The organism is Actinokineospora iranica (assembly GCF_900101685.1).
Classification (GTDB): domain Bacteria; phylum Actinomycetota; class Actinomycetes; order Mycobacteriales; family Pseudonocardiaceae; genus Actinokineospora; species Actinokineospora iranica.
In genome coordinates, this window is record NZ_FMZZ01000009.1 from 17,844 (window position 1) to 42,386 (window position 24,543).

The following is a 24,543-nucleotide window of genomic DNA, read 5'->3' on the forward strand; positions in this document are numbered from 1 at the left end:
TTGCCTAAATTAGCATCCGGACCCGGTGCTGTCCGTCAACGAGGAGGCTTGATCAGCTGTGACCGACGACGGCCACGCGCGATCCCGCAAGCGCGAACTGCTGCGGCGCAGGCTCGCCGAATCCGGGCTCGCCGACCAAGCCGACGCGGTCACCGCCCGTCCCACCGGCGCGCTTTCGGCCGCGCAGCGCCGAATGTGGCTGCTTCAGCAGCTTGATCCGAGCAGTGTCGCGTACACACTGTGCGCCGCGGTTGGACTGTCCGGTCGTCTCGACACTGCTGCGTTCGCCGCCGCCTTCGAGACGGCGTGCGCGCGGCACGCGATCCTCCAAACGGTCTATCCGGACGCGGACACGCGGGTTGTCCGTCCCGAGTTGAGCCCCACGCTGCCGGTGCTCGACGCGGACCTGGATGACACCGTGGCCGAGTTGGGCGGCACGCCGTTCGACCTGGCCGCCGAGTCCCCGCTGCGCGCCCGGCTGCTGCGGGTCGCCGACGACGAGCACGTGCTGCTGCTCGTCGCGCACCACATCGCCTGGGACGACGCGAGCTGGGAGATCCTGCTCGCCGACCTCGCCGCCGCCTACACCGGGAACGCCCTGGCCCCGGCGGTCGCCTACGCCCCCGACGACCGGGAGCGGCCCGCCGACATCGCCTACTGGCGCGAGCGGCTCACGCCGATCCCGGAAAGCCTTGCCCTGCCGACGGATCGCCCACACCGGACCAAGCCGAGCGAGGCGGGCGAGCGGCGCACCCGCACGCTGCCGCCGGTGGTCGCCGAGCGGGTGCGGGAGGTCGCGCGCCAGGCGGGCGTGACGCCGTTCATGCTGCTCACGGCCGCGGTGACGGCCGTGCTGCACCGCTACACCGGGGCCGAGGACATCACGCTCGGCACGCCGGTTGTCAACCGGGGCCGCGCGGACCGGTCGCTGGGGAACTTCGGCAACACGGTGGTGCTGCGCTCCACTGTGGACGGAGAGCGAAGTTTCCGCGAACTCTTGGCGCAGGCTCGCGAGGTCTGCGCGGGCGCGTACGCGCACGCGGAGCTGTCCTTCGACCGGCTTGTCGCCGAGTTGGCCCCGGAGCGGGTCGCCGGGCGGTCGGTGCTGTTCGACGTGCTGTTCTCGCTGCGGACCGAGGTGCTGCGCGGCTTCGCCCTGCCCGGGATCGCCGTGCGGGACGTGCCGGTGTTCAACGGCTCCGCCCAGTTCGACCTGGCGCTGGCGGCGGTGCTCACCGACAACCTGATGCTGGAAGCGACCTACCGCACCGAGCTGTTCGACGCCGAGACCGTCGACACCCTGCTGCGGCACGCCGACCGGCTGCTGCGCGCCGTGCTCGCCGACCCGGACGCGCCGCTGTCGCGCATCGATCTGCTCGGCGCCGAGAGCGACCGCATCCTGCGGGGCTTCAACGCCACCGCGGCCGACGTCCCCGCGACGACCCTGCCGGATCTGCTGGCCGCGCAGGTGCGGTCCACTCCGGACGCCACCGCGCTGGTGTTCGAGCGGGAACGGCTCAGCTACGCGGAGTTCGACGCGGCCACCGACCGGCTCGCCGCCGTGCTGCGCGCGGCAGGCGTCGGACCGGAGCGGGTCGTGGCGCTGATGCTGCCGCGCTCGGTGGAGCTGGTCGTCGCGATCTGGGCGGTGCTCAAGGCGGGCGGCGCGTACCTGCCCGTCGACCCGGATTACCCCGCCGACCGGATCGCCTACATGCTCGGCGATGCCGCGCCCGCGACCGTCTTGACCACCGCCGAGCTGGCCGATCGCCTGCCGGAGAGCGTTTCCCGGCTGCTGGTCGACGGCCCCATGCCGGAGGGGGTGGCGCCCGGCAATGACGCTGTAGCGCGGCACCCCCTCCACCCCGCTTACGTCATCTACACCTCCGGGTCGACCGGCCGCCCCAAGGGCGTCGTGGTGCCGCACGCGGGCATCGTGAACCGGCTGCTGTGGATGCAGGACGAGTACCGGCTGCGGGTGGGCGAGCCGGTCCTGCAGAAGACGCCGTCGAGCTTCGACGTGTCGGTGTGGGAGTTCTGCTGGCCGCTGCTGGTCGGCGCGACCCTGGTCGTGGCGCGTCCGGAGGGGCACCGCGATCCGGCCTATCTCGCCGAGCTGATCCGGGCCGAGGGCGTCACGACTGTCCACTTCGTCCCGTCCATGCTGCGCGCTTTCCTCGCCGACCCGGCTGCGCGGACCTGCACGGGGCTGCGGCGCGTGCTGTGCAGCGGTGAGGCGCTGCCCGCCGACTTGGCGGCTTCGTTCCACGCGCTGCTGCCGACCGTGGAGCTGCACAACCTGTACGGCCCAACGGAAGCGTCGGTCGACGTCACCGCCCAGCTCGCCACGCCCGGTCCGCTGCCGACGATTCCCATCGGCCGCCCGGTCTGGAACACCGCGTGCTACGTGCTGGACCGCAACCTGCGGCCGGTGCCCAACGGCGTCGCCGGGGAGCTGTACCTGGCGGGCGTCCAGCTCGCCCGCGCTTACCTTGGCAGGCCCGATCTCACCGCCACCCGGTTCGTCGCCGACCCGTATGGCGCGCCCGGGGCGCGGATGTACCGGACCGGCGACCTGGCGCGGTTCGACCGGAACGGGGTGCTGGAGTACCTGGGCCGCGCCGACGACCAGGTGAAGCTGCGCGGCCTGCGGATCGAACTCGGCGAGATCGAGGCCGTGCTCGGCGCGCACCCGGACGTGCGCGGCGCGGCCGTGGTCGTGCGCGGCGGCAGGCTGGCCGCCTACCTCGTCGGGTCGGCCGGGCACGACGAGGTGCGGGAGCACGCGGCGGCGTCGTTACCCGAGTACATGGTCCCGGACGTGTTCCTGACCGTGCCCGCCCTCCCGCTGAGCCCGAGCGGCAAGCTGGACCGCAAAACCCTTGCCACGGCAGCAGAATACGCGCCCAACACGCCTGCGGCAGCCCGCCGGGAGCCGCGCACCGAGGTCGAGCGGGTGCTGTGCGCGCTCGTCGCGGAGGTGCTGCGGCTGCCCGAGGTCGGCCCGGACGACCGGTTCTTCGCCATCGGCGGCGACAGCATCCAGGCCATCTCCCTGGTCGGCCGCGCGCGGGCCGCCGGGCTGGAGTTCACCCCGCGCGACGTGTTCGAGCAGCAGACCCCGGCCGGGCTGGCCACTGTCGTCCGACAGTCCACTGTGGACGTGCACGCGACCGATGGTGTGGGCGCCGTTCCGGCGACTCCGATCATGGAGTGGCTGCGCGGCCGGGGCAGTGTGGTCGGCCGGTTCAGCCAGACCGTGGTCGTCCAGGTTCCTGCCGGACTCGACCAGGACACCCTGACCGCCGCGCTGCAAACCGTCTTGGACCACCATGACGTGCTGCGCGCCCGCCTCGCCCGCTGGTCGGACGGCCCATGGCAGCTCGACATCGCCGCCCCCGGCCACCTCGACGCCGCCGCCCTGCTGCGCCGGGTGCCGACTCCACACGACCTCGACGCCGAAGTTGGCGCGGCGCAGGACAAACTCGACCCGGACGCGGGCGTCATGGTCCGCGTGACCTGGCTCGACGCGGGCGCGGCCGAACCAGGCAGGCTGCTGTGGACCGCGCACCACCTGGTGGTCGACGGCGTGTCGTGGCGCATCCTGCTCGCCGATTTCGCCGAGGCGTACGCGGCGCTGGCAGCCGGGACCGTGCCCGCGCTGCCCGCCGTGCGCACCTCTTTCCGGGGCTACGCACGAGGTCTGGCCGCCCGGGGCCCGGACTCGGTGGCGCGGTGGACGGCCGTGCTCGACCACCCCGAGGAGTTCCCGGTGTCCCGTCCACTCGACCCAGCCGAAGACACCGCCGCGACCACCCAGCGGCTGCGCCGCACCCTCGACGCCGGGCGCACCGCGCCGCTGCTGGCCGCCGTCCCGGCCGCCTATCGCACCGGCGTCGCCGACGTTCTGCTGTCCGCCTTGGTGATCGCGGTGGCCGACTGGCGCAAACGCCACGGCGGCAACGGAACCGCGCTGACCGTCGACCTCGAAGGCCACGGCCGCGACACCGGCGGCGACTCGACTCACGACCTCTCCCGAACGGTCGGCTGGTTCACTTCCCTTCACCCGGTTCGACTCGACCCCGGCCCGATCGACATCGACGACGCGATGGCGGGCGGCTCGGCGGCGGGGGAGGCGCTGCGCCGCGCCAAGGAACAGCTTGCCGCCGTGCGCGACGACGCGGCCGACTACGGCCTGCTGCGCTACCTCACCGCCGCCGCCGAGTTCGCCGACCGGCCCGCGCCGAAGATCGGCTTCAACTACCTCGGCCGCTTCGACGCCACGACCGGCGACTGGGCGCTGGCCGCAGAAGACGGGGCACTGCGCGCGGGCGCGGACCCGGAACTGGCCGCGGCGCACTGCCTGGAGATCGACGCCGACGTCCGCGACCACCCGGACGGCCCACGCTTGTCGGTCACCTGGTCGTGGCCGCTGGGGGTGTTGTCGGAGAACGCCGTCAACGACCTGGCGCACACGTGGTTCCACGCGCTCGACGGCCTCGCCGCGCACGCCGAGCGCGCCGTCTTCCGGCTCACGCCGAGCGACGTCCCGCTGACCGGCCTCGACCAGGCCGCGATCGACGCGCTGGCGCCGGGCGCGGTGGACATCCTGCCGCTCACCCCGCTCGCCGAGGGCCTGCTGTTCCACGCGCAGGGACCGGGAACCGACCTCTACACCGTGCAGCTTTCGGTCGACTTGGACGGCCCAGTCGACCCGACCGTGCTGCGCAGGGCCGCGGATGCCTTGCTGCGCAGGCACCCGAACCTGCGCTCGTCGTTCCGCACCGCCCCAGACGGCCGCGCGTTCGCGGTGATCGAGCCGGAGACCGCAGCGCCGTTCCGGCTGGCCGAGCCGGAAAACCTGGAACTGGTCGAACGGGAAACACCGTTCGACCAGGCCCCGCTGATCCGGTTCGCCCTGGCGCGCACCGGTTCCACTGCGCACCGCCTGGTGCTCACCTGCCACCACCTGCTGCTCGACGGCTGGTCGCTGGCCCTGGTGCTGCGCGAGCTGTTCACCCTCTACGCCACCGGCGGCGACCACGCCCCGTTGGCCCCGGTCCGCCCGTACCGGGACTACCTGACCTGGCTCAAGGCCCAGGACGCCGACGCCGCCACAGCCGCGTGGGCCGCCGCCCTGTCCGATGTGGACGGCTCGCGGCTGGTCGCCACCGAGGCTCCGCTCGACGCCCCGGAACAGCTCACCGCCGCGCTGCCGAGCGGGCTGGCCGCCCTCTGCGCCGAACGCGGCTGGACGCTGAACACCTTTGTCCAGGGCGCTTGGGCGCTGCTGCTGGGCGCGCTGACCGGCCGGTCGGACGTGGTGTTCGGCGCGGTCGCCGCCGGTCGCCCGGCCGAGCTGGCCGGGGTGGAGAACATGGTCGGCCTGTTCGCCAACACCGTGCCGGTCCGCGTCCGGCTCCGTCCGGATGAGACAGTCGCCGACCTGCTCGACCGCGTGCAGCGCGAGCAGGCGGACCTGATGGCGCACCAGCACCTCGGCCTGGCCGAGATCCAGCGCGCCGCGGGCCGCGACCGGCTGTTCGACACCCTGGTCGTGTTCGAGAACTACCCGATGAGCCCGGCGGACCTGCCCGACCCCGGCCCCGGGCTGCGGGTCACCGACGTGCGCGGCCACGACGCCACCCACTACCCGCTCAACCTCACGGTCATGCCCACGGCCGACGGGTTCACGCTCGCGCTCGACCACCGCGCCCCGGCCATCGACCGCGCCGCCGCCGAAAGCATCCTGGACCGCCTGGTCGCCCTGCTCACGGTCGACGTGGACCGCGCGGTGTCCACTGTGGACCCGCGTCGGGACGGGGAGCACGTCGAACTCGTCGGCACGGTGCGCACGGAGACCCGCACCCTGCCCGAGATCTTCCGCGCGCAGGCCGCGCTGACCCCGGACGCCCCGGCGCTGACCGGGGTCGCGCTCGACCAGACCTTCGCCGAGCTGGACGCCCGCACCGACCGCATCGCCCGGGTCCTCGCCGCGCACGGCGTCCGCCCGGAACGCGCGGTGGCGCTCGCCTTGCCGCGCGGGGAAATGGTGACCGGGCTGCTGGCCGTGCTCAAGGCAGGCGGCGTCGCCGTGCCGCTCGACCCGCGCTACCCCGCCGACCGGCTCGCGTTCATGCTCGCCGACGCCGCGCCCGCGCTGGTGCTCACCGCTGGCGCGGAGATCCCGTTCGACGGCCCGGTCGTCAACGTGCGCGACCTGCCCGCCTGTGAAGCCGAGCCGATCGCGCCGACCCTGGCCGACGCCGCCTATGTGATCTACACGTCCGGTTCCACCGGCACGCCGAAGGGCGTCGTGGTCGACCACGGCAACCTGGCGACCCTGTTCCGGGGGCACTGCGACACCCTGATCCCCGATGTGGCCGACGGCCGGCGCCGCGCCGCGCACACCGCGTCGTTCTCGTTCGACTCGGCGTGGGAGATCCTGCTGTGGCTGATCGCGGGGCACCTGCTCGACGTCGTGGCCGACGACGTGGTGCGCGACGCCGCCGCGCTGGCCGACTACCTCGCCGAGCGCGGTGTCGACGCGATCGACTTGACGCCGACGCATCTGGCCGCCGTCGTGGACGAGGGCCTGCTTGACGACGGAAGGCACCGGCCGGAGTTCCTGCTCGTCGGCGGCGAGGCCACGCCGCCCGCGCTGTGGCAGCGGCTGCTCGACGTCCCTGGCAGCACGCCGTTCAACCTGTACGGCCCCACTGAGGCCACTGTGGACGCTTACGGCTGGACCCGCGACGGCGGCTACCCGGTCGCGGGCGCCCGACTGCACGTGCTGGACGCGTTCCTGCGGCCGGTCCTGCCCGGCGTCCCCGGTGAGCTGTACATCGGCGGACCCGGTGTGGCGCGCGGGTACCTGCGCAGGCCGGGCCTGACCGCGCTGCGGTTCGTCGCCGATCCGTTCGGCCCACCCGGAAGCAGGCTCTACCGGACCGGCGACCTGGTGAGCATCGACGACAACGGCGTGCTCGTTTACCTGGGCCGCGCCGACAACCAGGTGAAGATTCGCGGTTTCCGGGTGGAGCCAGGCGAAATCGAGGCCGCCCTGACCGCGCACCCGTCGGTGAGCGCGGCGGCGGTCGTCGCCCGGGAAAACCGACTGGTCGCCTACGTGGTCGGCGGCGACCCGGCCGAGCTGCGCGACCACCTCACCGATGTGCTGCCCGCGCACCTGGTCCCGGGCGCGTTCGTCGTCCTCGACGCCCTGCCGCGCACCCCGAACGGCAAGCTCGACCGCGCCGCCCTGCCCGAGCCCGCGGCCGAGTATCGGGCCCCGCGCGACCCGCGGGAGCAGATCGTGTGCGAGCTGTTCGCCGACGTGCTCGGCGTCGCGACCGTGGGCGTGGACGACGACTTCTTCGCCCTGGGCGGGCATTCGCTGACCGCGACCCGGCTGGTGAGCCGGATTCGGTCGGTGCTGGACGTGGAATTGCCCATCGCCACCCTGTTCGCCGCGCCGACCCCGGCCGGGGTCTCCGCCGCGCTCGCCACCGGAGCCGCGGCCCGCCCGAAGCTGGTCGCAGGCACCCATCCGGATGTGCTGCCGCTGTCGTTCGCCCAGCAGCGCCTGTGGTTCCTGCACCAGCTCGAAGGCCCGAGCCCCACCTACAACATCGCCACCGGGCTGCGGCTGTCCGGACCGCTCGACGTGCCCGCGCTGACGGCCGCGCTGGACGACGTGGTCGGCAGGCACGAGGCGCTGCGCACGGTGTTCCCGTCCGTCGACGGCGTGGCCAGGCAGGTCGTCCGCGACCACGCCGACGTCGGCCTGACCGTGCTGCCCAGCACCGAGGACACGCTGAGCGCGGACCTGCGCGCGGCGTCGCGGCACTGCTTCGCGCTGGCCGTGGAGACGCCGCTGCGGGTCACGCTGTTCCGGCTCGCCGACACCGAGCACGTGCTGCTGCTGACCCTGCACCACATCGCGGGCGACGGCTGGTCGTTCACCCCGCTCACTCGCGACCTCGGCCGCGCCTACGCCGCCCGCCTGCGCGGAGAAAGTCCGGAGTGGACAGACCTGCCGGTCCAGTACGCCGATTACGCGCTCTGGCAGCGGGAACTGGACGACACGAGCCAGGTCGAGTACTGGCGGGCCGCGCTCGCGGGCATCCCCGACGAGCTGGACCTGCCGGTCGACCGCCCGCGCCCAGCGGAGAGCGAGTACGCGGGCCGCCTGCTCGACTTCCCGCTCGACGGGGACATCGCCGCGGGCGTGCGGTCGCTGGCCGGGTCGCTCGGAGTCACCCCGTTCATGGTGTTCCAGGCCGCGTTCGCCGCGTTGCTGACCCGGGTCGGCGCGGGCGCCGACATTCCGATCGGCACCCCGATCGCGGGCCGCACCGACAGCGCGCTGGACGATATCGTCGGCTCGTTCGTGAACACGCTGGTGCTGCGCACCGACACCTCCGGCGACCCGACCGTCCGCGAGTTGCTGCGCCGGGTGCGCCAGGTGTCCCTCGGCGCCTACGAGCACCAGGACGTGCCGTTCGAGCGCCTGGTCGAAGTCCTGAACCCGCCCCGGTCGAGCAGCAGGCACCCGCTGTTCCAGGTCATGCTGGCCTACCAGAACAACGCGCCGGTCCGCCCCGAGCTGCCGGGGGTGGCCGTGCGCGACGAGATCGTGGACACCGCGGTCTCCGCGTTCGACCTGACGCTGACGATCGTGGACGACCCGGACCAGGGCATGGCCGGATTCGCCCAGTACAGCACCGACCTGTTCGACCGCGACACCGTGGTGTGGCTGGTGGACGGCTTCACCAAGGTGCTCCGGTTCATCATGTCCAATGTGGACGCTCCGTTGTCTTCGCTTCCGGTGGCGGGCAGGGAGCGCCGCGTGCGGGCCGCCGAGCCGGAGCGGGTCGAGGTCCGGCCCCGGCACAGCGCGACCGAGGACATCCTCCGGGCGGTGTTCGCCGACGTCCTCAAGCTGCCCGAAGTCCGGCCGGAGCAAGGGTTCTTCGAACTGGGCGGCGACAGCATCCTCGCGATTCAGCTGGTGAGCCGCGCCCGCGCGGCCGGGCTGCTGGTCAGCGCCAAGGACGTCTTCCGACACCAGACGCCCGCGGGCATGGCGTCCGTGGCCGTCGCGGTCGGCGACGACACCGTGGCCGAGCCGGAAGGCGCCGCGCTCGGCGCGGTCCCGGAAACGCCGATCATGGCGTGGCTGCGGGAAAGCGGAGTCCCGGTCGAGCGGTTCAGCCAGGCCATGGTCGTCCAGGTCCCGCCCGGCGCGCAGCGGCTTGAGCAGGCTCTGCGGACCGTGCTCGATCGGCACGACGCCCTGCGCGCCCGCCTGGTGCGCGGCGAGAAGTGGGCGCTGGAAATCGGTCCCGGCGTCGACTTCGCCCTGCGGCGGGTTCCCGTCGAGGCCGACCGGCGCGCGCAGGTCGCCGCCGAGGCCGACCGGGCACGCGAAAGCCTCGACCCGGACGCGGGCCGCATGGTCCAAGCCGTCCTGCTTGACGCTGGCGACGACCCTGGCCTGCTGGTGCTGGTGATCCACCACCTCGTCGTCGATGGCGTGTCCTGGCGCGTTCTGCTCGACGACCTGCGCGCAGCATGGGAAACCGGCGCGGCGGCGTCCCGGCCGGGCACGTCCGCGCGCGGCTGGGCGCGGCTGCTGCACGAGCAGGCGAACCGGCCGACCGTGCTGGCCGAAGTGCCGTTCTGGCAGGCGATCGGGGCCGACCTGGACCCGCTTCCGCTGCTGCGCGCGCCGAAGCCGGACGACCCGGTGCGCGAGATCCGCATGACCCTGCCCGCAGAGCACACCGAGCCGCTGCTCACCGACGCCCCGGCCCGCTTCTACGGCGGGGTGGACGACATCCTGCTCGCCGGGCTCGCGCTGGCGGTGCGCGAGTGGAGCGGGGCTCGCGCCGTCCTGGTCGACCGTGAGGGCCACGGCCGGGAAACCGGACTGGCCGAGGAAGCGGGCCTGCGCGCCGACCTGTCCACCACGGTCGGCTGGTTCACCAGCATCCACCCGGTGCGCCTCGACCCGGGGCCGGTCGACCTCGCCGACGCCCGCGCGGGCGGCCGGTCGGCTGGCGAGGCGGTGAAGGCGGTCAAGGAGCAGCTTCGCGCGGTGCCGCGCGGCGGCATCGGCTACGGGCTGCTGCGCTACCTCAACCCGGCGGTCGAGCCGGTGAAACCGGCCCTGTGCTTCAACTACCTCGGCCGCTTCACCGCGGGAAGTGCACTGTGGACCGTCGCGGACGAGTCGGACGCGGTGTCCGCGGGCGCGGACCGGCTCACGCACGCGCTCGACATCACCGCCGTCACCCGCGACCTGTCCGGCGGCCCGGAGCTGACCGTCACGTGGTCGTGGCCGGACGGGGTCTTCGCCGAGGACGCCATCCGCGCGCTCGCCGAGTCGTGGTTCACCTACCTGCGCGCCATCGCCGCACAGGACGCGGGCGGCTTCACCCCGTCCGACCTGGACCTCGTCTCGCTGAGCCAGGACGAGATCGACGAGTTCGAAGCCGAATGGAGCACCAGTGAGTAGGCCCAAGGGACTCGCCGACGTCCTGCCCCTGTCGCCGCTGGCCGAGGGGCTGCTGTTTCAGTCCGAACTGGACAGTTTCGACTCCTACGACAAGGACCCGTACATCGTTCAGCGGGTCTTATCCGTCGACGGCCCACTGGACGCGGACCGGCTGCGGGAGGCCGCCGGGGCGCTGCTGCGGCGGCACCCGAACCTGCGGGCGGGCTTCCGCCGCAGGCGCGGCGGCGACCCGGTGGCGCTGGTGCCCACCGAGGTCGAAGTCCCGTTCTCCTACCACGATTCGCCAGCCGACCCGGAAGCGATCGTGGCCGCCGAACGGGACCGCCGGTTCGACCTGGCGAAGCCCCCGCTGATCCGCTTCGCCGTGCTGCGGCTCGGTCCGGACCGGCACCACCTGGTGATCACCCATCACCACATCCTGCTCGACGGGTGGTCGACGCCGCTGCTCGTCGCCGACCTGTTCGCCCTCTACGCTGGCCGCGACCTGCCGCCCGCCCCGCCCTACAAGGCATATCTCGCCTGGCTGGCCCGCCAGGACCGCGCCGCGGCCGAATCCGCGTGGGCGCGGGCGCTCGCCGGACTGGACGAGCCCACGGTGATCGCGGCCGACGCGGGCGCGGGCGTGCCGGAGCGGGTCGAGCTGTCCCTGCCGGTCGAGCTGACCGAGGCGCTGAACGCGTTTGCCCGCAAGCACAACGTGACCTTGGCGACGATCGTCCAGTTCGTGTGGGGCACGCTGCTGGCCCGGGTGCTCGGCCGCGCCGACGTGGTCTTCGGCTCCACCGTGTCCGGCCGCCCGGCCGAGCTGCCCGGCATCGAGTCGATGATCGGCCTGTTCATCAACACCGTGCCGGTCCGGGTCCAGATCAGTCCACAGGAGACGGTCGCGGGCGCCCTGGTGCGGCTGCGGGACGAGCAGGCCGCGCTGCTGCCGCACCAGCATCTGGGCCTCGCGCACATCCAGCGCGCCGGCGAGCTGTTCGACACCCTGGCCGTGGTGGAGAACTACCCGTTCGACCCGGGCTCGGTCGAGGAACCCGCCCCGGGCCTCAAGCTCTCCCCGGTCACCGACAGCGACGCCACGCACTACCCGCTGACCCTGACGGCGCTGCCCGGCTGGGAACTGGTCCTGCACCTGGCCTTCCGCCCGGACGTCGTCAGCCGCGCGCACGTCGAACGCCTCGCCGACGCGGTCCGGCACCTGTTCGCCCAGGTCGCCGCCGACCCGCGCCGCCCGGTCGGCACGCTCGGCCTGCTCGGCGGGCAGGCGCGGGAAACCGTGCTGCGCGACTGGAACGCCACCGGCGACTACCCGCTGACGACCCTGCCCGCCGAGTTCGCCGCGCGGGTCGCGGAGAAGCCCGACGCCGAAGCCCTGGTCTGCGAGGACGTCTCGCTCACCTACGCCGAACTCGACGCCCGCACCGACCGGCTCGCCGGAGCCCTGCAACAGCACGGCGTCGGCCCCGAAAAGGTCGTCGCGGTGGCCCTGCCGCGCGGCGTCGACCTGATCATCGGCCTGCTCGCCGTGCTCAAAGCGGGCGGCGCGTACCTCGCGCTCGACCCCGACTACCCGGCCGACCGGCTCGCGCTCATGGTCGACGACGCCCGCCCGATGTGCGCTATCGGTGAAGTGCCGGGCATACCGTCGATCGCGCCGGACGCCGCCGCCGAGTTCACCCCGGCCGACCTGCGCCCGCACCACCCGGCGTACGTGATCTACACGTCCGGTTCCACCGGCCGCCCCAAGGGCGTCGTGGTCCCGCACGCGGGCATCGGCAAGCTCATCGGCACGCACACCGAACGGCTGCTGGTCGACGGAAACAGCCGGGTCAGCCAGTTCGCCTCGCCCGGGTTCGACGTGGCGTGGTGGGAACTGGTGCAGGTGATGTGCACCGGGGGCACGCTCGTCGTCGTCCCCGCGCACCGCAGGGTCGCCGGGGCCGTGCTCACCGACTACCTGCGCGACCAGCGGGTGACGCACGCGATCCTGCCGCCCGCGCTGCTCGCCGCGCTGCCCGCCGAAGCCCGGCTGCCCGAGGGCATCTGCCTGCTCGCGGGCACCGAGGAGGTCACGCCCGCGCTGGTCGACCGGTACTCGCCGAACCGACGCATGTTCAACGCCTACGGCCCCACCGAGGTCAGCGTGAACTCGACCCTGGGGGCCTGCCGCCCGGGGATGTCCGCGCCGGTCCCGATCGGCCCGCCGGACCCGGGCACCCGCGCCTACGTGCTGGACGCGGGCCTTTCCCCGGTCCCCGTCGGGGTTGTCGGCGAGCTGTACCTCGCGGGCGACGGCCTGGCGCGCGGGTACCTCAACCGCCCCGACCTGACCGCGCAGCGGTTCGTCGCCGATCCCTTCGGGCCAGCGGGAACCCGCATGTACCGCACCGGCGACCTGGTGCGGTGGAACGCCGATGGCGCGCTGGAGTTCGTCGGCCGCGCCGACGACCAGGTCAAGATCCGCGGCGTCCGGGTCGAACCCGGCGAGGTCGCCGCCGCGCTGCTGCGGCTGCCGGAGGTGTCCTCGGCGGTCGTCGTGGTGCGCCAGGACGGCGAGCGGTCGCTCGCCGCCTACGTGGTGCCCACCCCGGGCCACGTCGTGGACCCGGCCGAGTTGCGGCGCACGCTCGCCGCCGAGCTGCCCCCCGCGTTCGTCCCGGCCGCTTTCGTGGTGCTGGACCGGATTCCCGTGCTCCCCAGCGGCAAGGTCGACCGCAAGGCCCTGCCCGCGCCCGACTTCGCCGCGCAGGCCGCCGGACGCAGACCGCGCGACCCGCGCGAAGAGCTGCTGTGCGAGCTGTTCGCCGAGGTGCTGAACGTGCCCGTGGTGGGCATCGACGACGACTTCTTCGGCCTGGGCGGGCATTCGCTGCTCATGCCCCGGCTCGTCAGCCGGATCCGCGCGGTGCTCGGTGTGGAACTGCCGCTGCGCGTGGTGTTCGAGGCGTCCACGGTCGTCGCCCTGTCCGCCCGGCTCGACGGCGCGCGCCGCCAGGTGCCGCTGCGCAAGGCCGACCGCCCGGACGTGCTGCCGCTGTCGTTCGCGCAACAGCGCATGTGGTTCCTGCACCGCCTCGACGGTCCGACCCCGACCTACAACGTCCCGTTCGCCATCCGCCTCGCGGGCGCGCTCGACGTGGCGGCGCTGCGGTCGGCGCTGTCGGATGTGGCGGCCCGGCACGAGAGCCTGCGCACGGTCTTCCCCGACGACGACGGCACGCCACGCCAGGAAATCCTTCCCGCCGCCGAGGTCCCGTTCGCCGTCGAGCCGTTCAGCCCCGAGGCCCTTGCCGACGCGGCCAGGCACTCGTTCCGCCTCGACACCGAGATCCCCATCCGCGCCACCCTGTTCCCCGACGGCGACGAGCACGTGCTGCTGATCCTGCTGCACCACATCGCCGCCGACGGCGCGTCCGCGCTGCCGCTGTTGCAGGACCTGGGCCACGCCTACGCCGCCAGGCGTGTCGGCGCCGTCCCGGCTTGGCGGGAACTGCCGGTCCAGTACGCGGATTACGCGCTCTGGCAGCGTGAACTGCTCACCGAAGACCCGGACGGGCCGCTCGCCGAGCAGGTCGCCTTCTGGTCCGGCGCGCTCGCCGGGCTGCCGGAGGAACTGCCGCTGCCCACCGACCGGCCGCGTCCGGCCATCGCGGGCAAGGTCGCCGCGGAAGTCCCGATCCGCCTCCCCGCCGAAACCCACCGGGCGCTGCGGACACTGGCCAAGGCCACCGACACCAGCCTGTTCATGGTGCTGCAGGCCGGGCTCGCCGCGCTGCTGACCCGGCTCGGCGCGGGCACCGACATCCCGATCGGCTCGCCGGTCGCGGGCCGCACCGACGACGCGCTGGACGGCCTGGTCGGCTTCTTCGTCAACACGCTCGTCCTGCGCACGGACACCTCCGGCGACCCGAACTTCCGCGACCTGCTGCGCCGGGTCCGGGAGTACGACCTGGCCGCGTACGCCCACCAGGACATCCCGTTCGAGCGCCTGGTCGAGACGCTGAACCCGGCGCGGTCGCTGGCCAGGCACCCGCTGTTCCAGGTCATGCTCGCCTACCAGACCATGCCCGCCAACGCGCTCAAGCTGGCGGACCTGGACGTCCGTCCACAAGAGACCGGCGCGGGCGGCGCGAAGTTCGACCTCGCGTTCGACCTGGTCGAGGTCGAAGGCGCCGACGGCATCGACGGTGTGCTGGAGTACCGGGTCGACCTGTTCGACCCCGCCACCGCGGCCAACATCGCCGAGCGGCTGGTCCGGCTGCTGGCCGTGGTCGCCGCCGACCCCGACCGGCCGCTGGGCCGCCTCGACCTGCTCACCGAGTCCGAAGTGGACCGGGTGCTGGTCGAGTGGAACGACACCGCACTCGCCTACGGCGGCCCGCGCACGCTGCCGGAGCTGTTCGCCGCCCAGGTGGGGAAAACCCCGGACGCGACCGCCCTGGTGTGCGGCGACACCCGCCACACCTTCGCCGAGGCCGACGCCGCCGCGAACCGCCTCGCGCACGAGCTCATCGCGCGCGGCGCTGGCCCCGACCGCAGGGTCGCGCTGCTGCTGCCGCGCACCGCCGAGACGGTGATCGCCATCCTCGCCGTGCTCAAGTCCGGGGCCGCGTACGTGCCGATCGACCCGGCCTACCCCGCCGACCGGCTGGAGTTCCTGCTCGCCGACGCGGACCCGGTTCTCGTCGTCACCACGAGCGCGTTCACCCTCGACCGCCCGGTCCTCCTGCTCGACCAGACCGACGTGAGCGGCCACCCAGCGTCCACTCCGGACACCGCGCTGACCGACCGTCATCCCGCGTATGTGATCTACACCTCCGGCTCCACCGGCACGCCCAAGGGCGTCGTGGTCGAGCACCGCAGCGTGGTGAACCTGTTCGCCTCGCACCGGGAAACGCTGTACCGGCCCACCGTGGCCCGCGCGGGCGGGCGGCGGCTTCGGGTCGCGCACAGCTGGTCGTTCGCGTTCGACGCGTCCTGGCAGCCGCAGCTCTGGCTGTTCGACGGGCACGCGCTGCACGTGGTCACCGAGGACGTGCAGCGCGACCCGGACCTGCTGGTCGAGCTGATCGAGCGCGACCGGATCGACTTCATCGAGGTCACCCCGTCGCACGCGGTGCAGCTCGCCGCGGCGGGCCTGATCCGCGACGGCCGCTGCCCGCTGCTGGTCCTCGGCGTCGGCGGCGAGGCCGTGCCCTCGACCCTCTGGCAGGACATCCGCGGGCTCGACGGCACCGAGGGGTTCAACCTGTACGGCCCGACAGAGTCTACTGTGGACGCTCTGGCGGCGCGGGTCGGCGCGAGCGAGCGGCCGATCGTCGGCAGGCCCACGGCCAACACCCGCGCCTACGTCCTCGACCGCGGCCTGCGCCCGGTGCCGCCCGGGGTCGTCGGCGAGCTGTACGTCGCGGGCGACGGCCTAGCCCGCGGCTACCTCGACCGGCCCGCGCTGACCGCCCAGCGGTTCGTCGCGGATCCGTTCGGCCCCAGCGGTTCCCGCATGTACCGCACCGGCGACCTGGTGCGCTACCTGCCCGACGGCAACCTCGACTACGTCGGCCGCGCCGACGACCAGGTCAAGGTGCGCGGCTTCCGGATCGAACTCGGCGAGATCGCCGCCGCCCTGTCCCGGCACGAGTCGGTGGCCCAGGCCGCCGTCGACGTCCGCGAGGACACCCCGGGCGACAAGCGGATCGTCGGCTATGTCGTGCCGCGCGGCGACCTCGACCTGCCCGCCCTGCGCGCGCACCTGAGCGCCGCCCTGCCGGACTACATGGCGCCTTCGGCGTTCGTGCGGCTCGACGCGCTGCCGCTCACCGCGCACGGCAAGCTCGACCGCCGCGCGCTTCCCGCGCCGGAACCCGCGCCGACCGGCGCCCGGGAACCGCGGACCCCGCTGGAAGCCACGCTGTGCGCGGTGTTCGCCGCCGCCCTCGGCCGCGCGGAAGTCGGCGCGGACGACAACTTCTTCGACAGCGGCGGGCACTCGCTGCTGTTGGTCCGGCTGCGGTCGCGGATCGCGGACGCCACCGGCAAACACGTCCCGATCGCCGACCTGTTCACCCACCCGAGCCCCGCCGCCCTCGCCGAACTGCTGCAGGACTGAGAGGAAACACCGTGACGAACCCCTTCGAGGACAACGACGGCACATACCTGGTGCTGGTGAACGCGGAGAACCAGCACTCGCTGTGGCCCGCGTTCGCCGACATCCCGGCGGGATGGACCGTCGCGCACGACAAGGACACCAGAGACGGCTGCCTGGCCTACGTCGAGCAGCACTGGACCGATCTGCGCCCGGCGAGCCTGGTGCGCGAGACCGAGGCGAGCGCGCGATGACGAACCCGGCAGTCACCCCGGCGAACGCGCCGCACGAGGTCTTCGACGTGGTGGGCATCGGCTTCGGCCCGTCCAACCTGGCCCTGGCGATCGCGGTGGACGAGCACAACCGGCGGTTCCCGGAAGCGGCGCTGCGCACCGTGTTCCTGGAGAAGCAGGCCAGCTTCGGCTGGCACCGGGGAATGCTGATCGACGACGCGACGATGCAGGTCTCATTCCTCAAGGACCTGGTCACCATGCGCGACCCGGCCAGCGACTTCAGCTTCCTGTGCTACCTGCGCGACCGGGACCGGCTGGTGGACTTCATCAACCACAAGACGATGTTCCCGCTGCGCGCGGAGTTCCACGACTACTTCGAGTGGGCCGCGGCGCGGGTCGCCGACCAGGTGCGCTACGGCTGCGAGGTCGTGTCCGTGCGGCCGGTCGAGGTCGACGGCGAGGTCGAGTACTTCGACGTGATCGGGAAAGCCGGGGACGGCACGGACGACACCGTTGTCACGTGCCGCGCCCGCAACGTCGTGCTGGCGACCGGTTTGCGGCCCCGGCTGCCCGAGGACGCGGTCACCTCGGACCGGGTGTGGCACAACATCGACCTGATGCACCGCGTCGACGCCCTCGCCGCGAGCGACCCGCGCCGGGTGCTGGTGGTCGGCGCGGGCCAGAGCGGCGCGGAAACCGTGGCGCAGCTGCACACCGTGCTGCCCGACGCGCAGGTGTGCGCGGTGTTCGCCCGCTACGGCTACGCACCCGCTGACGACAGCCCGTTCGCGAACCGCATCTTCGATCCCCAGGCCGTGGATCACTTCTACGCGGCCCCGGGCGAGGTCAAGCGGATGCTGCTCGACTACCACCGCAACACGAACTACTCGGTGGTGGACATGGACCTCATCGAGGACCTGTACCGCCGCGAGTACCGGGAGCGGGTGACTGGCCGCAGGCGGCTCGACATCCGCAACGCCTCCCGGATCACCTACGCCCGCGAGACCGACGACGCGGTTTACGTGACCGTGGAGTTCCTGCCGACCGGCGAAACCGAGACGCTGGAATGCGACGCCGTGGTCTACGCCACCGGCTACCACCCCGGCGACGTGTTCGAGCTGTTGGGGCGCGCGGCCTCGGTGTGCGAGCGCGGCCCGGAGGGCAGGCCGGTGCTGGGCCGCGACTACCGGCTGCGCACGGCCCCGCACGTCCGCGCTGGCCTGTACCTGCAGGGCGGCACCGAGCACGCGCACGGCATCACCGCGACCCTGCTGTCCAACACCGCGGTGCGGGTCGGCGAAATCCTCCAGTCCGTCCTCTATGGAGCGACCGAGCCCGCCTACGCCACCGTGTCACCATGACGAAGCCCGCGCTGACCCTGACTACGGCGCAGGTGCTGTCCGCCGCCGACGTGACACCCCGGATGCGCCGGATCACGTTGGGCGGAAACGGCTTGCGCGAGTTCGGCGGTGACCGTCCCGCGGACGCCGTGAAGCTGATCCTGCCCGCCGACGGCGTCGGCGCGCCGCCGGAGGCGAGCTGGGGGCCGGACGGGCTGACCTTCGCCGACCCGGACGCGGACGCCGCCCTGCGCGCCTACACCGTGCGCCGCTTCGACCGCGCGGCCGGGCGGCTGGAGATCGACGCCGTGGTCCACGGCCACGGTCCTGGCGCGACCTGGGCGGCCACCGCCTGCCCCGGCGACCCGGTGTCGTTCCTCGGCCCGCGCCGCGACTACCCGCGTGCCGAACGGCCCGACCTGCTGGTGATCGCGGGCGACGAGACCGCGATCCCGGCCGCCGCCGGGATCGCGGAAGACCTCGAACCCGGGCAGCGCGCGCAGGTTTTCCTTGAGGTCGCCGACCCGCACGACGAGGTGCCGTTCGCCTCGGCTGGCGATGTGACCGTGAGCTGGCTGCACCGCAGGACCGGGGCGAGTGTGCTGGCCGCGGCGCTGCGCGCGTTCCGCCCGCCGCCCGGGTCGGTGCGCGCGTGGGTCGCCGCGGAGTCCGCGGTCGCGGTGTCGCTGCGCAAGCTGCTGCGCGGCGAGTTCGGCCTGCCGAGGCACGCGGTGTCCGCGTTCGGCTACTGGCAGCGTGAAATTCCCAAGGAGCACAGTTGATCTCGCCCTACCCGCCCGCCGTGCCCGACCCGGACAACCGGTTCGAGCCGTTCCCGCTCAACGACCAGCAGCAGGCCTACCTGCTTGGCCGGACCGGCGTCTTTGAACTGGGCAACGTCTCGACGCACGCGTACTACGAGTACGAGGGCGAGGTGGACCTCGACCGGTTCACCTCGGCCTGGCGGCGGGTGATCGACCGGCACGATGTGCTGCGCACGGTGATGCTCCCGGACACCAACCAGCAGCGGGTGCTGCGCGAGGTCGGCGAGTTCACCCCGGTGGTGCACGACCTGCGCGGCGCCGACCCGGAGCCGACGCTGCGCGCGATCCGCGACCGGCTCTCGCACGAGGTGCGGCCCGCGGGGCAGTGGCCGCTGTTCGCCGTCGAGGTGAGCCTGCTCGACGAGCGGCGCTCCCGGGTGCATGTCAGCTTCGACGCGCTGATCCTGGACTACCTGAGCTGGCAGCTGCTCATCGCCGACCTGACCCGCTTCTACGCCGACCCCGAGCTTTCCCTGCCACCGCTGGAAATCGGCTTTCGCGACTACGTGCTGGCCGAGGCCGGGATCGCGGCGACGGACCGGGGCCGCAAGGCCGAGGCGTACTGGCGGGAGCGCCTGCCGTCGCTGCCCCCAGCGCCGCGCCTGCCCACCGCGGTCGACCCGGCGTCGATTCGCCATCCACAGTGGACTTCCCGGCTCGCGACCCTGCCAGCCGAGGACTGGGCGGAGGTCAAGAAAGCCGCCGCGAAGGCCGGTCTGACCCCGACCGTGGTGTGCCTGGCCGTGTTCGCCGAGGTGCTGTCGACCTGGAGCGAGTCCGCGCACTTCGCGCTCAACGTGCCGAGGATGAACAGGTTCCCGCTGCACCCGCGGGCCGCCGAGCTGCTCGGCGAGTTCGCGTCGTTCTCCCTGCTGGAGGTCGACAACCGCGAGCCGGGCACGTTCCTCGACCGCGCGAAGCGGTTGCAGCGCACCTTCTGGAACGACCTGGGCCACCAGGAGTTCTCCGGGGTGCGGGTGCTGCGCGAGCTGATCCGCGCCGCTGGCGGCACCCGCGGCGCGCTCATGCCCGTCGTGCTGACCAGCACCATCGGCTTCACCGCGGGGGAGCGCCCGCTGCTCGGCGCGGTGCTGCCCCGGGTGTTCGCGATCTCGCAGACCCCGCAGGTCTACCTCGACGTCCAGATCGAGGAGACCCCGGCGGGGCTGGTCTACAACTTCGACGCCGTGGAGCAGGCGTTCCCCGCCGGGCTCGTGGCCGAGCTGTTCGCCGCGTTCGGCCGCGTGCTCGCCACCCTGACCGGCCCGGGCTGGTCAACGGCGGACTTCCGGCTCGCGCCGTCGAGCCGGATCGACGGGCCCGCCGCCGAGATCCCCGACGAGTTGGTGCAGGACGCCTTCCTGCGCCAGGCCGAGGCGAACCCGGACAAGGTCGCGCTGATCACCCCGACCGCCACGCTCACCTACGGCGAGCTGCGCCACCGCGCCGTGCGGGTCGCGAACTGGCTGCGCGGCAAGGGAATGCGAGCAGACCAGCCGGTTGCCATCGTGCTGGAGAAGGGCTGGGAGCAGGCTGTCGCCGCCTACGGCGTGCTGCTCGCGGGCGCCCCCTACCTGCCGATCGACGCCGACGCCCCGTCGGCGCGGGTTCGCGCCGTGTGCGACCAGGCCCGCGTGCAGATCGTGCTCGACAAGTTCACTGTGGACGAAGCAGTCGCCGACGGCTCGGACGAGCGGCCGCCGGTGTCCCAGAGCCCGGACGACCTGGCCTACGTGCTGTTCACTTCCGGCTCCACGGGCCGCCCCAAGGGCGTGATGATCGAGCACCGGGGCATGGTCAACGCGCTGACCGCCACCGTCGCCGAGTTCGGCATCGGCCCGGACGACGTGGCCCTGGCCGTCACCGCGCTGCACCACGACATGTCGACCTTCGACCTGTTCGGCGTCCTCGGCGCGGGCGGCACGCTGGTGGTCCCGGCCCGCGCCCGCGACGCCGCGCACTGGGCGGACCTCGTCGTCGGACACGGTGTCACCCTGTGGAACTCGGTTCCCGCCATGATGGAAATGCTGCTGGAAACCCAGGTCGTCCCGAGTGGACTGCGGACCGTGTTCCTCGGCGGCGACTGGATTCCGCCCCGGGTGGTCGCCGCGCTGCGCGAGCGGGTGCCGGGTGTGGCGGTGGTCAGCGTCGGCGGCCCGACCGAGACGACGCTGTGGAACATCTGGCACCGCGTCACGGAAGATGACCTCGCCCGCGTCTCCATCCCCTACGGCAAGCCGATCGCCAACACCGCGTACTACGTGCTGGACGAGCGCGGAGCCGACCGACCCGCTGGCGTGACCGGCGAACTGCACTGCGCCGGACCGGGTGTGGCCCGCGGCTACTGGGGCGACCCCGCCAACAAGTCCTTTGTGGAGCGAAACGGCGAACGCCGCTACCGCACCGGTGACCTCGGCCGGGTCCTGCCGGACGGCTCGATCGAGTTCATGGGCCGCGCCGACACCCAGGTCAAGGTGCGCGGGATGCGCGTCGAGCCCGGCGAGGCCGAGGCCGTCCTCGCAGCCCAGCCCGGCGTCCGCGCCGCGGTCGTCGTCGGCGTGCCGAACGAGGGCAGGCCCGGCTACCGCGCGCTCGCCGCCTACCTGACCGGTGCCGCCGACCCGAACGCCGTGCTCGCCGCCGCCCGCCAGGTCCTGCCCGAGCACCTGGTCCCGGCCACCGTGACCGTGCTGGCCGAGATGCCGTTGACCGCCAACGGAAAAATCGACCGCGCCGCCCTCGCCGGAGCTGCCCCCGACGTGGCCACCGAGTTCACCGCGCCCCGGGACGCGCTGGAATGGGCCATCGCGTCGAGCTGGGCGGAGGTGCTGGAACGTGACCGGATCGGCGTGCACGACGACTTCTTCGCCCTCGGCGGCGACTCCGTGCTCGCCACCCGCATCCTCGCCGACCTGCGCGACGCCCTCGACACCGCGGACCTGCCGCTGCTGGCCCTGTTCGGCGCGCGGACAGTCGCGGGCATGGCCGAGGCGCTGCGCGCCGACGAGCCGGTCCCGGGCAGGCTCGACCGGATCGCCGAGCTCTACCGTCGCGTCATGGACCTTTCCGACGACGAGGTAGAGGCGGAGCTGACCCCCCGGTGAGCGTCCCGACCCCCTGGGTGCGGTGCTTCCGGCGCCGCCCGGCCGCGAGCACGATCCTGCTGTGCTTCCCGCACGCGGGCGGCGCGGCCAGCGCATACCGGGACTGGCCCGCGCACCTGCCCGCCGACGTCGAGCTGTGGGCGGTGCAGTACCCCGGCCGCGAGGACCGGATCGCCGAGCCCCTGATCGACACCATGGCCGAGCTGGTCGACGCCGTGGTCAAGGCCGTCGAACCGGCGCTGGACCGGCCCGTGGTGGTGTTCGGGCACAGCATGGGCGCCTCCGTCGCGCACGAGTTCACCCTGCGGCTGCGCCCCGGGGTGGCCAGAAGGCTCGTCGTGTCCGCCCGCCCCGGCCCGGCCGACCAGCGGCCCCGCGCCGACCTCGTCCACCTGCGCGACGAGGCGGGCGTGCGCGCCGAGCTGGACCTGCTGGGCGGCGGGGGAGCCGCGGCCATGGCCGACCCGCAGCTGCGCGACCTGCTGCTGCCCATGATCGGCAACGACTTCGCGCTGATCGAGCGCTACCGCCCCGGCCCGGCCGTGCTCGGCGTCGACGTGCTCGCCCACGTCGGCGCGGACGACCCGTCCATGCCCCCGGAGTCGGCCGACTCCTGGGCGGCGGCGACCACCGGGTCGTTCACCCGCCACACCCACCCCGGCGGGCACTTCTACCTCGCCGACCGACTCGCCGACGTGATCGCCACGCTCGGCGGCAGCACTCCGGAGGTAAACCACATGAGTGAAGCGTTCACTGTCGAAGGACTGCGCGAGGCGGTCGCGGAGGTCCTGGGCGTGTCGCCGGACCCGGACGCCAACCTGTTCGAGCTGGGCCTGGACTCGATGCGGATGATGATGCTGTCGGTCCGCTGGCAGGCGCACGGCGTCGAGGTCCCGTTCGCGGACCTCGCCGAGCAGCCGACCCTGTCCGCGTGGTCGAAGCTGCTGACGGCGGGCTGACCCTGGCTGACCCTGGCTGGCAGTGGCTGACTGTCGGTGGGTTTCAGTAACTTGACCACATGGCCACTCTTGTGACGTTCCACGCCCACCCCGACGACGAGTGCATCAGCTGCGGCGGTGTGATGCGCAAGGCCGCCGACGAGGGCCACCGGGTGGTGCTGGTGGTGGCAACGCGGGGGGAGAACGGCGAGGTCCCCGACGGTTTCCTCGCCGACGGCGAAGAGCTGGCGACCAGACGGATCGCCGAGACCCAGGCCGCCGCGGAGATCCTCGGCGTCGCCCGCGTCGAGTTCCTCGGCTACGTCGACTCCGGGATGATGGGCACGCCTGCCAACGACGCAGCGGACTCGTTCTGGTCCGCCCCCGTCGACGAGGCCGCCAAGCGGCTGGCCGCCATCCTCATCGAGGAAAACGCCGACGTCCTCACCGTCTACGACGACTTCGGCGGCTACGGCCACCCCGACCACATCCAGGTCCACCGCGTCGGCATCCGGGCCGCCGAGCTCGCCAACACGCCGCGCGTCTACCAGGCCACCGCCAACCGCGACCAGGTGCGCGCGGGCATGGCCGCGATGCGCGCCGCCGGGGGCGAGACGTTCGTCCCGCCGGAGGACTTCGAGGTCGGCAAGCCCGAGGCCGAGCTCACCGCCAAGGTCGACGTGACCCCGTACCTCGCGGTGAAGCGGGCGGCCATGCGCGCGCACGCCAGCCAGATCAGCGAGGAGTCGTTCTTCCTGGCCATGCCCGACGAGGCGTTCGCGTTCGCCTTCGGCACCGAGTGGTTCATCCGGGACGGCCAGGGCCCCGGTATCACGGAAACGGACATCATGGCCGGGTTGTAGTCACACTGGGTGAAAATGCCGTCGCAATCCCGGGGTAAGAGCTGGTCACGGCGCTACGTTGGCGGGTATGCCTTCCTACGACGACACGCTCCTGCCCGCGCCCCGGTCCGCCGAGCCCGCCTACGAGCCCACGGCCGTCCCCGTGGACCCGGCGTCGTTGGCGGCCCGGATCGCGCACCTGACCTCCTGGAACGCCGACCGTCTCGCCGCCGAGGGCTGTCTGGTCGACCCACCGCAGCCGGGTGGTCCGATGATCGGCAGGCGCCATCGTTCGCCCCTGGGCGAAGACCTGCTCCGCGAGGCCAAAGACCTGCTCTACACGCTGCTGTTCGGCACCCGCGAGCACGGTGTCGCCCTCAACCGCGTGCAGCGTGAGCTGCTGATTCTCGCCGTTCCCCTGGCCAAGGCCCCGGTGCTCGCCTTCGCCAGCCTCGCCCCGGCCGAGAGCGGCGACGCCGCGGGGAACGCCCTGCTGCGTATCGAGTACGGCGAGACCGCGGGCGAACTCGTCGGCGACGCGGTCGTCGCCGCGCTGCGGCTGATCAACCGGCTGGAGATCAACGAGGGATTCTTGTCCGCCCGCAAGGAAAACGCGCGCCGGGACACGCTGATCTGACGGTGTTTTCTGTCCTTT

General features: G+C 73.0%; 9 protein-coding genes. All 9 read left to right on the forward strand.

Translation table 11 applies throughout. The features are described from left to right. Positions 1-58: 58 nt before the first annotated feature. The 9 genes from BLS56_RS18710 (at position 59) to BLS56_RS18750 (ending at position 24,525) form a co-directional block, all read left to right on the forward strand. On the forward strand, positions 59-10,522 hold the full coding sequence (locus tag BLS56_RS18710; protein WP_091452552.1) for a non-ribosomal peptide synthetase: 10,464 nt from the start codon (positions 59-61) through the stop codon (positions 10,520-10,522). Further along, positions 10,515-16,631, forward strand: a complete 6,117-nt coding sequence (locus tag BLS56_RS18715; RefSeq protein ID WP_091452554.1) for a non-ribosomal peptide synthetase — start codon at positions 10,515-10,517, stop codon at positions 16,629-16,631. Before BLS56_RS18710 ends, BLS56_RS18715 begins: the two co-directional genes overlap by 8 nt. A gap of 11 nt (positions 16,632-16,642) precedes the next feature. Continuing rightward, entirely contained in the window at positions 16,643-16,861 is a 219-nt protein-coding gene (locus tag BLS56_RS18720) for an MbtH family protein (protein WP_091452556.1), read from the forward strand. After that, on the forward strand, positions 16,858-18,201 hold the full coding sequence (locus BLS56_RS18725; protein ID WP_091452558.1) for a lysine N(6)-hydroxylase/L-ornithine N(5)-oxygenase family protein: 1,344 nt from the start codon (positions 16,858-16,860) through the stop codon (positions 18,199-18,201). The genes BLS56_RS18720 and BLS56_RS18725 overlap by 4 nt, the downstream gene beginning before the upstream one ends. Further along, a complete protein-coding gene (locus BLS56_RS18730) occupies positions 18,198-18,962 on the forward strand; it encodes a siderophore-interacting protein (protein WP_091452561.1) in 765 nt (254 codons plus the stop codon). The genes BLS56_RS18725 and BLS56_RS18730 overlap by 4 nt, the downstream gene beginning before the upstream one ends. Continuing rightward, on the forward strand, positions 18,959-22,108 hold the full coding sequence (locus tag BLS56_RS18735) for a non-ribosomal peptide synthetase (RefSeq protein WP_091452564.1): 3,150 nt from the start codon (positions 18,959-18,961) through the stop codon (positions 22,106-22,108). Before BLS56_RS18730 ends, BLS56_RS18735 begins: the two co-directional genes overlap by 4 nt. After that, a complete protein-coding gene (locus BLS56_RS18740) occupies positions 22,105-23,067 on the forward strand; it encodes an alpha/beta fold hydrolase (protein ID WP_091452568.1) in 963 nt (320 codons plus the stop codon). The genes BLS56_RS18735 and BLS56_RS18740 overlap by 4 nt, the downstream gene beginning before the upstream one ends. Before the next feature lie 59 nt (positions 23,068-23,126). Then, complete coding sequence (locus BLS56_RS18745) at positions 23,127-23,909, forward strand: PIG-L family deacetylase (protein ID WP_091452570.1); 783 nt, start codon at positions 23,127-23,129, stop codon at positions 23,907-23,909. Positions 23,910-23,976: 67 nt separating this feature from the next. Next, complete coding sequence (locus tag BLS56_RS18750; protein ID WP_091452574.1) at positions 23,977-24,525, forward strand: hypothetical protein; 549 nt, start codon at positions 23,977-23,979, stop codon at positions 24,523-24,525. Positions 24,526-24,543: the final 18 nt, after the last annotated feature.